The organism is Rhodococcus sp. MurmanLake-1 (assembly GCF_056945715.1).
Map to the genome: position 1 here is coordinate 67401 of NZ_JBWZNF010000002.1, position 14195 is coordinate 81595.

15 protein-coding genes are annotated in these 14195 nt (G+C 62.2%); 8 read left to right on the forward strand and 7 right to left on the reverse strand.

Translation table 11 applies throughout. The features are described from left to right. The first annotated feature begins 3 nt into the window (after positions 1 to 3). The 4 genes from AC2ETI_RS06620 to AC2ETI_RS06635 are packed head-to-tail and all read left to right on the forward strand — an operon-like array spanning position 4 to position 3537. Positions 4 to 1206 carry a lipid-transfer protein gene (locus tag AC2ETI_RS06620; protein WP_483633687.1) on the forward strand — a complete coding sequence of 401 codons (1203 nt, stop codon included), beginning with the start codon at positions 4 to 6 and terminating at the stop codon, positions 1204 to 1206. Next, a complete protein-coding gene (locus AC2ETI_RS06625) occupies positions 1206 to 2075 on the forward strand; it encodes a MaoC/PaaZ C-terminal domain-containing protein (RefSeq protein ID WP_020909153.1) in 870 nt (289 codons plus the stop codon). The genes AC2ETI_RS06620 and AC2ETI_RS06625 overlap by 1 nt, the downstream gene beginning before the upstream one ends. Then, positions 2075 to 2725 (forward strand): PaaI family thioesterase, encoded by a 651-nt coding sequence (locus AC2ETI_RS06630; RefSeq protein ID WP_019745318.1) that lies wholly within the window; start codon positions 2075 to 2077, stop codon positions 2723 to 2725. Before AC2ETI_RS06625 ends, AC2ETI_RS06630 begins: the two co-directional genes overlap by 1 nt. A gap of 23 nt (positions 2726 to 2748) precedes the next feature. Further along, positions 2749 to 3537: an SDR family NAD(P)-dependent oxidoreductase gene (locus tag AC2ETI_RS06635; protein ID WP_029256266.1), complete on the forward strand. Its 789-nt coding sequence runs from the start codon at positions 2749 to 2751 to the stop codon at positions 3535 to 3537. A 31-nt stretch (positions 3538 to 3568) separates the two neighbouring features. Here AC2ETI_RS06635 and AC2ETI_RS06640 read toward each other — a convergent pair whose 3' ends face one another. Then, the gene (locus AC2ETI_RS06640) at positions 3569 to 4393 is read right to left on the reverse strand and encodes a mycofactocin-coupled SDR family oxidoreductase (protein ID WP_336503681.1); all 825 of its coding nucleotides are present in this window, start codon (positions 4391 to 4393) and stop codon (positions 3569 to 3571) included. 135 nt (positions 4394 to 4528) lie between these two features. Between AC2ETI_RS06640 and AC2ETI_RS06645 the strand changes: the two genes are divergently transcribed. After that, complete coding sequence (locus tag AC2ETI_RS06645; RefSeq protein WP_483633688.1) at positions 4529 to 4711, forward strand: hypothetical protein; 183 nt, start codon at positions 4529 to 4531, stop codon at positions 4709 to 4711. 40 nt (positions 4712 to 4751) lie between these two features. Here the strand turns inward: AC2ETI_RS06645 and AC2ETI_RS06650 are convergent, their stop codons facing one another. From AC2ETI_RS06650 to casG, 5 genes are all read right to left on the reverse strand, one after another. Then, positions 4752 to 6248: a DUF222 domain-containing protein gene (locus AC2ETI_RS06650; RefSeq protein WP_483633689.1), complete on the reverse strand. Its 1497-nt coding sequence runs from the start codon at positions 6246 to 6248 to the stop codon at positions 4752 to 4754. Positions 6249 to 6326: 78 nt separating this feature from the next. Then, the gene (locus AC2ETI_RS06655) at positions 6327 to 6842 is read right to left on the reverse strand and encodes a nuclear transport factor 2 family protein (RefSeq protein ID WP_042952939.1); all 516 of its coding nucleotides are present in this window, start codon (positions 6840 to 6842) and stop codon (positions 6327 to 6329) included. Between the two features lies 1 nt (position 6843). Further along, a complete protein-coding gene (locus tag AC2ETI_RS06660; RefSeq protein WP_069145598.1) occupies positions 6844 to 7740 on the reverse strand; it encodes a TIGR03619 family F420-dependent LLM class oxidoreductase in 897 nt (298 codons plus the stop codon). A 10-nt stretch (positions 7741 to 7750) separates the two neighbouring features. Beyond that, the gene (locus AC2ETI_RS06665) at positions 7751 to 8221 is read right to left on the reverse strand and encodes a nuclear transport factor 2 family protein (RefSeq protein ID WP_483633690.1); all 471 of its coding nucleotides are present in this window, start codon (positions 8219 to 8221) and stop codon (positions 7751 to 7753) included. Beyond that, positions 8218 to 9879 (reverse strand): steroid-24-oyl-CoA synthetase, encoded by a 1662-nt coding sequence (gene casG / locus AC2ETI_RS06670; protein WP_483633691.1) that lies wholly within the window; start codon positions 9877 to 9879, stop codon positions 8218 to 8220. The genes AC2ETI_RS06665 and casG overlap by 4 nt, the downstream gene beginning before the upstream one ends. Before the next feature lie 254 nt (positions 9880 to 10133). On the opposite strand from casG, the gene casI reads away from it, so the two are divergent. The 3 genes from casI to AC2ETI_RS06685 are packed head-to-tail and all read left to right on the forward strand — an operon-like array spanning position 10134 to position 13494. Next, positions 10134 to 11765: a steroid-22-oyl-CoA synthetase gene (gene casI / locus AC2ETI_RS06675; protein WP_483633843.1), complete on the forward strand. Its 1632-nt coding sequence runs from the start codon at positions 10134 to 10136 to the stop codon at positions 11763 to 11765. Continuing rightward, positions 11762 to 12616 carry an SDR family NAD(P)-dependent oxidoreductase gene (locus AC2ETI_RS06680; RefSeq protein ID WP_021331989.1) on the forward strand — a complete coding sequence of 285 codons (855 nt, stop codon included), beginning with the start codon at positions 11762 to 11764 and terminating at the stop codon, positions 12614 to 12616. The genes casI and AC2ETI_RS06680 overlap by 4 nt, the downstream gene beginning before the upstream one ends. Beyond that, positions 12613 to 13494 (forward strand): LLM class F420-dependent oxidoreductase, encoded by an 882-nt coding sequence (locus tag AC2ETI_RS06685; RefSeq protein WP_019745306.1) that lies wholly within the window; start codon positions 12613 to 12615, stop codon positions 13492 to 13494. The genes AC2ETI_RS06680 and AC2ETI_RS06685 overlap by 4 nt, the downstream gene beginning before the upstream one ends. Positions 13495 to 13580: 86 nt before the next feature. Here AC2ETI_RS06685 and AC2ETI_RS06690 read toward each other — a convergent pair whose 3' ends face one another. Continuing rightward, positions 13581 to 14144 carry a GtrA family protein gene (locus AC2ETI_RS06690; RefSeq protein ID WP_003939753.1) on the reverse strand — a complete coding sequence of 188 codons (564 nt, stop codon included), beginning with the start codon at positions 14142 to 14144 and terminating at the stop codon, positions 13581 to 13583. Positions 14145 to 14195 lie beyond the last annotated feature (51 nt).

Below are 14195 nucleotides of genomic sequence, written 5' to 3' on the forward strand. Positions count from 1 at the left end.
CACATGAGCAATCGCACCTTCGTCATCGGCGTGGGCATGACCAAGTTCGAGAAGATCGAGACCCGCGACTGGGATTACCCGGACATGGTGACCGAAGCCGTCTCGAATGCACTCATCGATGCCGGGATCAGCTACGACCAGATCCAGCGTGCTGCAGTCGGTTACGTGTTCAACGCGTCGACAGCAGGCCAGCGTGCCCTGTACGAAACGGGTCTGTCCGGTATCCCGATCTTCAACGTCAACAACAACTGCGCCACCGGCTCGACGGCACTGATGACGGCGCGCGAGTGGGTACAGGCCGGACAAGCGGACTGCGCACTGGCCGTCGGCTTCGAAAAGATGACCAAAACGGCGCTGACCGGAACCGGTGAGATGCCCAAGGTCACCACTTTGGACTCGCAGCTGAAGATCATGGTCGAGGACTACGGCTTCGCCCGATCGCCCATGACCGCTCAGTTGTTCGGTAATGCCGCCGTCGAGCACATGAAGAAGTACGGCACCACGGTCGAGCAGATTGCGGCCGTGGCGGTCAAGAACCACAAGCACTCGGTCAACAATCCGTATGCGCAGTTCCGTGACGAGTACACCCTCGAACAGGTGCTCGGCGACAAGATGATTCACGAGCCGCTGACGCGCTCGCAGTGTTCACCGACTTCGGACGGTGCCGGTGCTGCCGTCGTCGTGAGTGAGAAGTTCGTCCGTGAGCACGGACTCGAGGACCGTGCGATCGAGATCGTCGCTCAGGCCATGACCACCGACACCTCGGCAGCGTTTGCCGAGAAGTCGATGATCGACGTAGTCGGCGCGCCGATGACGGCTGCGGCCGCCGAGCAGGTCTTTGCCGAAGCCGGCATCAGCATCGACGACGTCGATGTCATCGAACTGCACGACTGCTTCGCGATCAACGAGATCATCACCTACGAAGGTCTCGGAATGTGTGGCGCCGGTGAAGGCGGAAAGCTCGTCGAATCCGGTGCCACTACGTACGGCGGCCAGTGGGTCGTCAACCCGTCTGGCGGTCTGATCTCGAAGGGCCACCCGCTGGGTGCCACCGGGCTGGCACAGTGCGCCGAACTGACGTGGCAGCTTCGCGGGACCGCAGACGCTCGCCAGGTCGAAGGCGCACGAATCGGATTGCAGCACAACCTCGGACTGGGCGGCGCGTGCGTCGTGACCGTCTACCGAGCCGGAACTTTGGAGAACTGATGGCTATCGATCTCGAGGTGGCATTGTCCGCCGAACCGACTGTGCGCGAAGCGTCGTGGACGGACCGCGACGTCATGCTCTACCAGTTGGGGCTCGGCGCCGGCGTGAACGCTCTGGATCCCGCCGAGCTCACCTGGGTGTACGAAAAGGGTCTGAAAGTGCTCCCGACCTTTGCAATGGTTGCAGGCCAGGGAGTTTCGGCGGGTGTACTGCCCGCAGCGTCGATGAGTATGCCGGGAATCGACATCGACCTGCGCAAGATTTTGCACGGTGGGCAGTCGCTGACACTTCACGCGCCGATCCCGTCGACGGGTGCTGCTCGTATTTCCACTCGCATCGCTGACGTGTGGGACAAGGGCAAGGCTGCCGTCATCGTGCTCGAGACGGCGGCCGAGGACCTTGACGGGAATCCGTTGTGGACCACCGGAATGCAGATCTGGGCCCGCGGCGAAGGTGGCTTCGGCGGCAGCGCCGGTCCCGAAGTTGTTGCCGGGGTGCCTGACCGGGCGCCCGACAAGGTACTGACGTCGAGCACGAGTACCTCACAAGCTCTGGTGTACCGACTCAGTGGAGACATGAACCCGCTGCACGCTGATCCCTCCTTCGCGAAGATGGCGGGATTCGACGCTCCGATTCTGCACGGTCTGGCGTCGTACGGCATCGTCTGCAAGGCGGTGGTCGACGGAATTCTCGACGGAGATCCGACGCGGGTGAAGAACTACTCGGTGCGGTTCGCCGGTTCGCTGTTCCCCGGCGAATCCATCACCACATCGGTATGGCAGGACGGCAACACACTGACCTTGGCGGCGACGTGCCCCGAGCGCGAGAACTCCCCGGTTCTCACACACGCAACAATGGAGATCAACTGATGGACCTCGGCACGCACCCCACGGCAGCCACACACCCGGGCGGCACGATTTTGACGTCGCCGCCGCAGGACGCCCCGGTCGACCGGGCCACGGCAGCAGCGCGTCGCGTTGTCGACGCGATGCTGCGCACCGACCGCGGAAACGCCAATCTGGATCGGGTTGCGGAGGAGCTCAACAGCATTGCCGAGCACCTCGAGCAGCACTCGCCCGAGGTGGCCGAGCGCTTGATCGACATGTGGAACGGTGAGGGCGTGACTCGTCACGATCCGGTGACCGGCCCCGAGAATGCCATTGCGCCGCCGCTGGTTCTGGAAGGGCTCGCTGACGGGTCGGTGCAGGGAGTGGTCACGTTGACGCTGCCGTACCAGGGCCCTCCCGGCCATGTACACGGCGGTGTTTCGGCGCTGCTGCTCGATCACGTTCTTGGCGTCGCGAACGCCTGGGGTGGAACTTCGGGCATGACAGCACAATTGAGCACTCGGTACCATCGCCCGACTCCACTGTTCGAGCCCCTCACGATCAGCGGCAAATTCCTTTCCAAGGACGGCCGCAAGATTCACACCGTCGGTGAGATCAAGACTGCGGACGGCGAATTGTGTGTGTCGGTAGAGGGATTGTTCATCGACAAGACCGTGCCGCGCCCCAGGTAGGGGTTCTGACGAAGGAGGGCCCAGTGGGCAAGCTCGACGGACGTGTAGCAGTGGTCACCGGTGCCGGTATGGGCATCGGGCGCGGAGTGGCAGGCGCGTTCGCGCGTGAAGGCGCGTCGGTGTTGGTTGCCGAGATCGACGAGGCAGCGGGCCTCGAAACCACCCAGTGGTTGCGGGACGAATGGGGTGCGGAGGCGGAATTCGTCCGGACCGACGTCACCGACAAAGCGCAGGTTGTTGCCATGGTCGACAAGTCCGTCGAGCGGTTCGGACGCCTCGACATCCTGGTCAACAATGCTTGGCGGACTTTCGGTTTCGCTCGGCTCGAGAAGATGACCGACGAGCAATTGCGCGGCGGTTTCGACATGGCAGTGATGGCCGCTTTCTGGGCCATGCAGGCTGCGTTGCCGGAACTCGAGCGTCACGGCACCGGCCGCGTGATCAACATGTGCAGCCTCAACGGCGTGAATGCTCACATGTACTCGGTCCAGTACAACGCGGCCAAGGAAGCATTGCGAACGCTGACTCGCACTGCTGCCCGCGAGTGGGCTCCCAAGCACGTGAACTGCAACGTCATCTGTCCCGGTGCGCAGAGTGCGGCGTACAAGCGTGTCGCCGAAGCCAATCCGGAAAACGCGGCAGTGATGGCCGCACAGAACCCGATGGGGCGGATCGGCGATCCCCTCGACGACATCGGCCCCGTTGCGGCCTTCCTGGCGAGCGACGACAGCCGTTACGTCACCGGCAACACTCTCTTCGTCGACGGTGGTGGGCACATCAACGGTGTGCAGTGGGCGCCGACCGTCGACTGATCGGCAGTAATTCGGCTCGAGAATCCGGCGTCTATTTGGCCGTGAATCCCGCATCGACCGGCAACGCGATACCTGTGACGTATCGAGCCTGATCCGAGACCAACCAGGCTATCGCGTTGCTGACGTCGGAAGCTTCGATCAGCCCGACGTCCAAGAGATTGCCGACATCGGCTCCGCTCGATGCGGGGGAGTCTGCGAACAGTTTCGCGACGGCATCGTTGACGACCATCGGTGTATTCGCTCCCGCCGGATGCACGGAGTTGACACGAATGTTGTGGGGAGCAAGCCAGTGCGCCCACGTGCGCCCCAACCCGACGATGGCGTGTTTACTCGCGCAGTAGCCGTCGGATCCGCCGGTTCCATCACCTCCGCGGCCGACAAGTCCCAGTGTTGATCCGGTCAGGACTATTGCGCCGCCTGTCCCTTGCTCGATCATCGCGGGCGCTGCGGCCTGGACGGTATTCCAGACGCCGAAAAGATTGACCTCCATCTGGTCGCGGAAGGCGCGGGCATCGTCGATGTCCGGGGACATCATGCCGATACCGGCGTTGGCCAGGACGATGTCGAGGCTGCCCAACACTGCGATACCTTCGGCCACTGCAGCTCCCAGCGCGGGTAAATCGCGAACGTCGACTTCTAGCGCGACGGCATTTCGCCCGAGAGCCTCGATCATTGCCGCTGTCTGCCTCAAATCCTCGGCGGTACCCATCGGGTAGGCCACCGATTCGATCTGGCGGCAGATGTCGAGTGCGATGATGTCCGCACCCTCCTGCGCCAATCGCACGGCATGGCTTCGGCCCTGACCTCGGGCGGCTCCGGTGATCAGCGCGGTTTTGCCTTCCAACTGTCCGGGCATGGGTGCTCCGTCCGTCGTGAATCATGAGTACTCGGTCATGAGTACTGACTCGAGGGGACGGCGAAACTCGTCGCCGGCGACGTAGTCTGAGTTCAGATACAGCGGGAACTCGCTTCGGAAGAGAAGAGGCTCGGTATGTCCGATTGGGAGAAGAAGTTCGAAGCTGAAGCCAAGGGCCTCCTGGCCGAGGTTGAAGAAGAGCTGACCGTCCTCGAAGGTGTCGACACCATCGATCCGTTTGGTGAAGACGATCCGGACCCGGTTGCTGGAGACGATCTGTCAGCGGGAAATGACGACACCAAGCCGGCCTCGGACTGACCCTGCGACACGTCGACGCGCCTCGACGCCGCTCGGTATCTCAGAACGGTGGCGGGTCGTCCCCGTAGTCGATGGGTTCTCGGTGGGCTCGCGGTGATTTCCGCCGCTTGCATTGAACGTGCTCCTCAGCTCGTTTCTGTATCCGTCGGCGTTGACGATTGCGTTCGGACTGGATACGGGCGGCCTTGTTCTCCGCCTGGGTCCGCCGATCTCGACCGCACTGCGGCGGCATCGGGCCGTGCGGCCCGGCCATCAACCCTGCGGGGCGTGTTCGGTAGCAATGCCCAGTCGGCGATGTCAGCGACATGGTCCGATCCTGGTTCGACGCGAATTGCCACCGGTCGGAATGCTTGAGGCGATGGTGGTTGCGGCAGAACGCACTCATATTCGATTCGACTGTCTTGCCGCCGCGTTCGGGGTCGCCATGATGGAACGGTTCATTGTGGTCCAGATCGGAATTCCAGGCCGGGACATCACAATGCAGCCATTGGCAGCTGCCCGCGATGATCCGCAACCAGGTATCGAGAACTGAACCCGGCCGGTAGACGTACGCCGAACCGGGCACCTGTTCGGTGGCGGTATCAGCGGGTACTCGGACGTTTCGAATTACGGCGTCTTGGGCGATGTCGCGAGCATGCTCAGCGCTGATCACCCCGTACCCGTCGAGGTGAGCGGGCTCGCCGCCTCCGCGCAGAGTGGAATCAGTCATCACGACGTGAACCACGGGCCGACGAACGACAACACCACCGCTACGATCCTGCGGGCAATCAGCTCGGCCACAGTTGCACGGCAAGAACGGTGATCCGTTGGTCAACTCGAAGAGCGCGTCGGCTCGTCGCTGCTCGTATGTTCGAGAGTCGTTTCGGCATACCGACATTGCCAACTCGCGTAGTCGGCCGTCGAATGCCCGAGCCTGCTCTGCCGGAATGCTGCCCAAGATCTTTGCCATCCCGTCCTCGGCAGCGCTGACCCCGACGAACCGATCGGTGAGAGCACGGCGTCGACGTTCTCGCATACCTTCCGGGTCCACCATCGCCACGATCCGATCGATCGCCGCTGTCAGTCGCCTTCCCGTCAAGCCCGTTCCGCCGGCTACTGGTGGGGCGAGAACCTGCTCGAGCAGTAGTCGTTCCACTTCGTCGATCAATTCGTCTTTCACGTTCGCGGTCGCGGAATCGATCAAACCAACTCGGTACAGATCCAACTCGCCACGCGCCATCGCCGCTCGAGTGCGATGCAAACGAGTCTTCAACGAGAACCCCAACCCGATCAGCTTGCCGGCAGCCGCGCGGCCCATCGTCAGTGACGCACCGACTTCTGATTCAGCCAACTCGTGTGCGGTCGACGACCACGCACCACTGGCGGCATGCTCTGAGCTTCGCCGCGAAAAGAACTCGGCAATCACAGCGAGCTTGCGTTCGACCAGCATCGCCTCACATGCGTGCAGATCTGTCATGAGATCAACCAGTGCACAATCAGTTTCGGTACCGGTCAGCTGCGCTGAGATACCGAAGAGCTCTGTTGTCGGGTTGAACATGCATCCATTCTATTCGAATGTGTGTTCGATATGAACTGAATTCTCAAATCGGTCGGAATAGTCCGAGTTTTCTGATTCTCAGCGAATTTCCAAGGCCTGTCGTAGTGCGCTCAGAGGATCCGAGGCGTCACGACGCCCACGCGGACCAGGCCCTTCTGGGTTGACGAAGCGGCCCTCGTCCGAGCGAGTCCACTCTCGTACGGCCCATCGCTCCTTGATCGCCCAGCGACCGTTGCGACGCTCCATGTGGTCGATGAATCGCGCACCGCTGGTGAAGTTGATCATCCCGATGCCTTCGGGCCCACCCCAGTGTGTGGACATCGAATACGCCTCGCTGATCGCGTGGTCGCCGTGCAGTTCGACCAGATGGTTGCCGATGTGATGCATCGTGCCGCCGATCGCCGAGAGTTTTGGTGTCACCCAGGCGATGTACTCGTCGATGTTGCCGTCGAATCCGGTGTGATGGTCGATCGCATCCGGGTGGTAGGCGCTGCGGACGAGATCGAAGTCGAGGCGGTCGATGCCACGGCAGTACGTCAGAACCACCTCACGGATTGCCTGCTTGTCGATGAGATCTTGCAGTGCCCGGTCCATGTCACGCCTCCTTGATGCTGGTCATCCAGTCGAGTAGTTCTGGTAGTTCTTCGGCAGCGCAATCGAATACGGCGGGTCGAAAAACGACGACGGACGCGCCGCGGGCGAACCAGTCCCGGGCCTTGTCTGCGGTTGCCGAGAGGTCGACGGACCCGTTGTCGCGTCGAACCGGCGCCGCAGACACTTGCACGCGCGCCGACTCCGGGTCACGTTGGTGGGCTTCGAACGTGTTGCGCAACAGTGCAACACTGTCGGTGAACGTTCCCAGATCGGTCGGGTTCACGGTCCAGCCGTCTGCGACGCGTGCGATGCGGTCGAAGTTCCGCCGGCTTGGTCCGAAACCGAAGAGCACCGGTATTCGGGGTTGGATCGGCAGCGGGAGGCTGTGGTAGTTCTCGAAAGCGAAGTCGCGTCCCTTGAAGGTGGCCGGTGCATTGGTCCACAGTTCGCGGCAGGCTGCGACGGTCTCCTCCATGCGCCCGAATCGCGCGTCGAAAGGCATGTTGGTGGCGGTGTATTCAGCTTCTTGCCATCCAACGCCGAAACCCATGACAGTTCGACCTTCGGACAATGAGTCGAGAGTGGCAACCTGCTTTGCAAGCAGGGCCGCCGGGCGAACAGTGGCGATCAGAACCGATACTCCGAGGCGAGCTCGTTCCGTCACCGCGGCGATCGAAGACAGAAATGAAATCGGTTCGTACCAAGGGTGATCCAACGGGAACAGGAAGTTGTGTTCGACTACCCGCTGGGCGTGAGCGTCGGCATTGAACCCGAGGTGGTCGCCGGTGCAGATCAGATCGATCCCGGCACTGTCAGCACGCGCGGCGAAGTCCAGGACCGGGCGGACCTTGCCGTCGAACAGGGCCTCGAGACCCAAAACGTTGACACCGATTTCCACAGTCGTTCCTCTACAGTGCCCGCTTGGCATGAGCGGACATGTCGCCCATGTTGTCCAAACAGAAGAGCCTCGAGCTGAACTGCCACGACCCGTCGATGCACGTGAAGCGATCGAAGTAGCGCCCCGACAAAATAGGTTGCAGGGCAAGATCTTCGGTACCTTGTATGACCGTTACGTACGAGAGCGCCGTCGCTGATTCACCGTCGACCGAGATTCGCGTGTTGGTCAGCAGATGTTTGGTGCGTGGAACCGGCGGATCTCCGTACATCCGAATGAAGCCGCTGCAGGCTGCGAACACTGCGTCGGCGTCGGACGAAATGAGAGTGGTGGCAACCCCGTCCGGTCCGCACTGCCCGTAGTCGGACTGGGCGAACAATGCAGCGACTTCACCCAATCTGCCCTGATCGATCAGATGCGTGTACTCACAGAGCAGGTGACGGATCGCAGACTCGGCGACGATCCGTGACAGCTCCGCGGTCATACGGTGATCTCGCGCCGAACCATCTTGCCGGTTGCGTTGCGAGGCAACAGATCACTGGTGATGCGCCACTTCGACGGCACCTTGAAGTAGGAAAGTCGCTCGGCGGCGTAGTCGCGCAGCTCCGCCTCCGTGGTGGCAGCCCCGGGACGCAGTACAACCACGGCGGACACTTCCTGGCCGAGGTCGGGGTGCGGCATGCCGATGACAGCGCACTCGATCACGTCGGGGTGTTCGTCGAGCGTCTGCTCGATCTCGGTGGGGTAGACGTTCTCGCCACCACGCAGGATCAGATCGGAACGACGACCGGTGAGACGGAGACGTCCGTTCTCGATGACGCCGAAATCGCCGGTGCGGAGCCAGCGTCCCGGTGCAATTGCAGACTCGGTCGCCTCGTCGTTCTCCCAGTATCCGAGCATGACGAACGGGCTGCGCACGCACACTTCACCTTCGATGCCGTCCGGCAGCCACTCGCCGAAGGGATCGCGAATCTCCATCGAGACGGTGATGATCGGACGTCCGAGAGTACCTGGGAACTCTTCGAGTTCGGCGCCGACGGCGACCGCAATTGCGGTGCTGCATTCGGTGAGGCCGTAACTGTCGACCAGAGCGTTGCGTGCGAACGGCACCTGCTCCTTGAGGCGTTCCTTGAACGCGGGCGACGACGGCGCGGACGCCAGCGAGAATGCAGTCAACGAAGAGACGTCGTACTTGGCGATGTTGCCGTGTTCGAGTAGCCGCGATGCCATCGTGGGGACAGCACCCCAGTTGGTGACGCGCTCGCGTTCGACCAACCCGAGCACCTTGTCGACGTCGAAGCCGCCCTCGGTCAGGATGACGGCGCTGCCTGTCGCGAGACGGGGGACCACCAGATTGTGCAGGCTGGCGATGTGGAAGAGCGGGGAGGTGAGTAGATAACGCAGTGGGCTCGGCTTGGAAGCGTCGTACTCACGGCCGGTGAATGCAGCGCCGATCGCGTCGCTGTACTTGTGGTAGTCGACGACGGCCATCACGTTGCGGTGCGAGTGGAGTGCGCCCTTGGGGCGGCCGCTGGTACCACTGGTGAACAGGATGACGGCGGGGTCGTCCTCGTCGATGTCGGTGCTCGGCACGTCGGAGCCTGCATATTCCGCGATGAGCGCGGGCAGATCCTCTTCCATGGTGAGGACCGTGATGTCTGCCGGCAGTTCGGGGAGGGCGGCGCCGCGCTTGGCGTCCACGACCAGAACCTTCGGGCGTGAGAGCTCGATCCCGTGGGTGACCTCGCGCGGAACCCACCAACCGTTGAGACCGACAGCGATCGCGCCGAGCGCCTGCGTCGCGAAGAACGTCATGACCCATTCGGGAGTGTTGGCAGCGAGGATGCCCACACGGTCGCCCTTGCGGACTCCGTACTTGTCCCGCAGAGCAGTTGCCAGCGCGGCGACGGAATCAGCGTGCTCGGTGAACGAGATTCGACGATCGCTGGTGACGAGATAGTCGCCGTCGCCCCAGGCACGAGATGCCGAGATGAGTTCACCGATGGCGTGATCACGGTTCTTCATCACGGGCATGACGGTGCCGAGAACCTCTTCTTCGACGATCTCGAATGGCCCACCTGGACCGGTGAGGCGTGAGACCGCCTGGTCCAGAAGCAACTGCGGATCTGCGGGGGCAGTCATGGAATGGCCTTTCGTATTGTGGCGCTTTTCACGTCACAAAATCTCACGAGAAAATCATATCTGTGGCGGCGGTTACCACTGAGCGAGACTGGGACGGTTCCGGCATTGAGGCGTCGATACGTTCGAGTCGTATCGCAGTTGGAGTAATCGACATTCCGATATCGACTAGGACACAGGACACGATGACGAACACCGCCACCGAAGCATCTTCGAATGCAGCTCTTGCAGCTCCTCAGCGCGAGGACGTCGCGCAGATGTTGATCGACCGTCTCGGTGATCAGCACCTGGGTCTGCGGACGCGGACGCAGGACTGGAGCTGGGAAGAGGTGGTGCGCGAGAGCGCGGCGCGCGGCTCGCTTGCGAAGTCGCTTCGCGCGCCTGGACCGTTTCACATCGGAGTACTTCTGGAGAACGATCCCGAGTTCCTGTTCTGGCTCGGCGGCGCGGCCCTGACCGGGGCCACGATCGTCGGCATCAATCCGACCAGGCGTGGAGCTGAACTCGAGGCTGAGGTTCGGTACGTCGACTGCCAGCTGATCGTCACCGACAAAGCGGGCTACGAGAAGTTGTCCGGCCTTGACCTCGGACTGACCGAAGATCGTTTTGTTCTGGTCGACGACGCGTCATACCCGGACAAGATTTCCGCTCACCAGGTCGAGTCGCCTCAGATCGACCTCGGCGTCGACGCGTCGACGCTGTTCTTGCTTCTCTTCACCTCGGGCACCACCGGAATGTCCAAGGCGGTGCGGTGCAGCCAGGGGCGTCTGACGCGGTTGGCCTACGCGAACTGCGCCAAGTACGACATCGACCGCGACGACGTCTGCTACTGCTGCATGCCGCTCTTCCACGGCAACGCGTTGATGGCTCTGTGGGCGCCGGCCCTTTCGCAGGGAGCTACGGTCTGCCTCGTTCGTAAGTTCACCGCCTCGGGATTCATGCCGGACGTTCGGTTCTACGGCGCAACATATTTCACCTACGTCGGTAAGGCCTTGGGGTATCTCATGGCGACGCCGGAACTGCCCGACGACATCGAGAACACCCTCACGCACGGCTTCGGGACCGAGGCGTCGCCGGGGGACAAGGCAGAGTTCATCCGCCGTTTCGGTGCCCAGCTTTTCGAGGGATACGGTTCGAGTGAAGGTGCCGGTTCGGTCGTGCTCGATCCGAACCAACCTGCCGGCGCGCTTGGCCGTCCCGCGAGCGAGAACATCGTGATCGTCGATCCCGATACCCGCGAAGAGCGACCCCGCGCAATTCTCGACGAGCACGGTCACGTGCTGAACCCCGACGAATCCATCGGCGAGATGGTCGACAAGGCCGGATCGAAGAAATTCGAGGGGTACTACAAGAACGAAGACGCCATTGCCGAGAAGATTCGCCACGGTTGGTACTGGACAGGCGATCTCGGCTACGTCGACGAGGCCGGGTTCATCTACTTCGCCGGACGTAAGGGTGACTGGATCCGCGTCGACGGTGAGAACACCTCGGCTTTGATGATCGAGCACATCCTGCGTCGGCACCCCAAAGTGATTGCCACGGGTGTCTTCGCGGTACCGGATCCGCGTTCGGGCGATCAGGTGATGGCAGCTGTCGAGGTCGCCGACTTTGCCGATTTCGATCCGGCCGAGTTCGCCGCCTACCTTGCCGCGCAGGCGGATTTGGGTACCAAGGCAGCGCCGCGATTTGTTCGTGTTTCGACTGATCTGCCCGTCACGGGCTCCAACAAGGTACTCAAACGTGAACTTCAAGCCGACCGCTGGCGGACCGACGAACCAGTGTTCCACTGGGTGGGCCGCGGTACTCCCGAATACACGTTGATGACCGAAGCTGACGTGGTGGACCTGGAGAAGGAGTTCGAGACGCACGGCCGCACGCGGTTCCTATGACACGGCCGCACGCGGTTCCTGTGAGTGGTGTTGCGCTGGTTACCGGCGCTTCCCGGGGGATCGGCCGTGAGTGCGCGCTGGCATTCGCGCGCGCCGGATTCGACGTTGCAATCACTGCTCGCACCGTTCGTGAAGGCGAAGGGCGGGCGGCCCCGCGAACGAGGCAGGGGGAGCAGGTCATTCCGGTACCCGGCAGTCTGGAGACGACGGTTGCCGAGATCGAGTCCTTCGGTGTGCGCGCCTTGGCCGTTCCGATGAACCTGCTCGATCTGGCATCCGTCCGCGGCGCCGGTGAACGGGTGCTGGCGGAGTGGGGACATGTCGACGTGTTGGTGAACAACGCCTACGCCCAGACGGTCGGAAACATGGACCGGGTGCTCGACATCGAGATCGACGACGCCCAGGCGATGGCGATCGGCAACTATCTGCACCAGCTTGCGTTGATTCAGGTGATACTGCCGTCGATGATCAAGAGCGGCAACGGGGTGGTCGTCAACCTCGCATCTGGTTCGGCGACCCTGGATCCGCCTGCGCCTCCCGGCGAGGGTGGTTGGGGTTTGTCGTACGCCGCGTCGAAGGCGTCGTTCGGACGTATCGCCGGAGCGATCAACTCGGAGTACCGAGGCGCCGGAATCAAAGCGTTCAACCTGAGTCCGGGATTTGTCATCACGGAATCAGGGAAAGCCCGTGGTGGCGCGGACGCGATAGTGGAAGCCGGATTTGCGGCCACACCGGCATCCGTGCCCGCCGCTGCTGCGGTGTGGCTTGCAACAGATCCGGATGCGGACCGGTTCCTCGGTCGCGTCGTGGACGGTCCGAAATTGATGGCGACACTGGAGGAAACGGTATGAAGCTCGGCGTAGTTGTTCCGGTCGAATTGGGTCGAAGTGGAGATCCCGACTGGATTCTGCAATTCGCCCGTGCCGCCGAATCGTTGGGTTTCGACGAGATCTCGGCCGTGGAACACTCGGTTGTCATCGCGGATACGGCGAGCGAATACCCGTACTCTCCGACCGGAAAATCTCACCTACCCGATGACTGTGACATCCCGGATCCACTGGAACTACTGTCATTTGTTGCCGGCGCCACAACGACTTTGGGTCTGTCCACCGGAGTTCTGGTGCTTCCCAACCACAATCCGGTAGTGCTTGCCAAGCGCTTGGCGACGCTGGATCGACTTTCGGGTGGGCGATTGCGCATCTGTCTCGGTCTGGGCTGGATGAAGGAAGAGATCGAAGCGTGCGGCGGTGACTTCGAGCGCCGCGGCAAGGTAGCCGATGAGGCCATCGCGGTGATGCGTTCACTCTGGGAGGGCAAGGAAGCAGTCGATTTCGACGGCGATTACTTCTCGTTCAAGGGTGCGTACAGCTGGCCGAAGCCGCACCGCGAATCCGGAGTTCCGCTCTACATCGGTGGACACAGTCTCGCTGCTGCTCGGCGAGCAGGCCGGTTGGGTGATGGTTTCCAGCCGCTGGGACTGGCCGGTGAAGATCTCGACAAGGCCGTAGCAGCGATGAAAGCTGCTGCGGTGAAGGCAGATCGAGATCCTGCCGACGTCTCGCTGGTACTCGGTGCGACACTGCCCAGGCTCGACGAAGCGAAACTCGAGTGGGCACGCGGGTTGGGAGCCGATCGAATCGTGTTGTCCGCGAGCCGTCGTGGCACGTCGTTGGAATTGATCATCGACGAAATGGCTGAATGCTCGAAGCGGCTGGGGCTCGGCGCGTAGTCCTTCGTCTGATCAGGGATGCGCCAGCCCGTTCAGGACCATCGCGCCCACGAAGCGCGAGCGATCGGGTGCGTCGATCCGGGAAGTCAGTCGAGGGCGGTGGCGTCGGTTGTCGGCGTCTTGGTGCCGGGAGTCGCTTCGATGTCGAGAACGACCTGGCTGTCGGTGGCTTCTTCGGGGAAGACGTACCGACGCATGGCCCACCAGCGGAAGGCCGTCGCCAGCAGGGTCCCGATGATCGATCCGCTGATGAAGTCCGCGAAGTTCTCCATCAACACCGACACCTCGGGTTGACGCAGGTGGAACACGTACCTGGAGGTCCAGAGAGGTACCTGGTTGATGGCCAAACCGATACCCGCGACGATGAAGAACAGAGCGGCCTCGTGATGGCGCTGTCGACCACCGCGCTGAGCAAACGACCATTCGCGGTTGAGGACGTAGGACAGAACCGTCGCGATCAGGACCGCAAGGATGTTGGCCGTCACCGGGTGCTGAGGCAGAACCGTCCACTTGATGCCGAAGAACAGCACCGTGGTGACGATGAAGGCGATGCCGCCGACCACCAGGAACTTGAGCATTTCTGCGTGCGGCAGGACGCGCACGAGAACCCGCTCAGGAAGCCTATTGACCATCTTTTCGACAAACGCCATTGTTCGAGGCTAACCCTGAATACGACCGACGGCACAAATCGTCGATGCCCG

Excerpts from the sequence above, each read along its gene's own strand:
- AC2ETI_RS06650 (WP_483633689.1), bottom strand. The coding sequence starts at position 6,248 with ATGTTCAACCCGACAACAGAGCTCTTCGGTATCTCAGCGCAGCTGACC.
- AC2ETI_RS06625 (WP_020909153.1), top strand. The coding sequence starts at position 1,206 with ATGGCTATCGATCTCGAGGTGGCATTGTCCGCCGAACCGACTGTGCGC.
- AC2ETI_RS06685 (WP_019745306.1), top strand. The coding sequence starts at position 12,613 with ATGAAGCTCGGCGTAGTTGTTCCGGTCGAATTGGGTCGAAGTGGAGAT.
- AC2ETI_RS06665 (WP_483633690.1), bottom strand. The coding sequence starts at position 8,221 with ATGACCGCGGAGCTGTCACGGATCGTCGCCGAGTCTGCGATCCGTCAC.
- AC2ETI_RS06655 (WP_042952939.1), bottom strand. The coding sequence starts at position 6,842 with ATGGACCGGGCACTGCAAGATCTCATCGACAAGCAGGCAATCCGTGAG.
- AC2ETI_RS06680 (WP_021331989.1), top strand. The coding sequence starts at position 11,762 with ATGACACGGCCGCACGCGGTTCCTGTGAGTGGTGTTGCGCTGGTTACC.
- AC2ETI_RS06645 (WP_483633688.1), top strand. The coding sequence starts at position 4,529 with ATGTCCGATTGGGAGAAGAAGTTCGAAGCTGAAGCCAAGGGCCTCCTG.
- casI (WP_483633843.1), top strand. The coding sequence starts at position 10,134 with ATGTTGATCGACCGTCTCGGTGATCAGCACCTGGGTCTGCGGACGCGG.
- casG (WP_483633691.1), bottom strand. The coding sequence starts at position 9,879 with ATGACTGCCCCCGCAGATCCGCAGTTGCTTCTGGACCAGGCGGTCTCA.
- AC2ETI_RS06640 (WP_336503681.1), bottom strand. The coding sequence starts at position 4,393 with ATGCCCGGACAGTTGGAAGGCAAAACCGCGCTGATCACCGGAGCCGCC.
- AC2ETI_RS06690 (WP_003939753.1), bottom strand. The coding sequence starts at position 14,144 with ATGGCGTTTGTCGAAAAGATGGTCAATAGGCTTCCTGAGCGGGTTCTC.
- AC2ETI_RS06630 (WP_019745318.1), top strand. The coding sequence starts at position 2,075 with ATGGACCTCGGCACGCACCCCACGGCAGCCACACACCCGGGCGGCACG.
- AC2ETI_RS06620 (WP_483633687.1), top strand. The coding sequence starts at position 4 with ATGAGCAATCGCACCTTCGTCATCGGCGTGGGCATGACCAAGTTCGAG.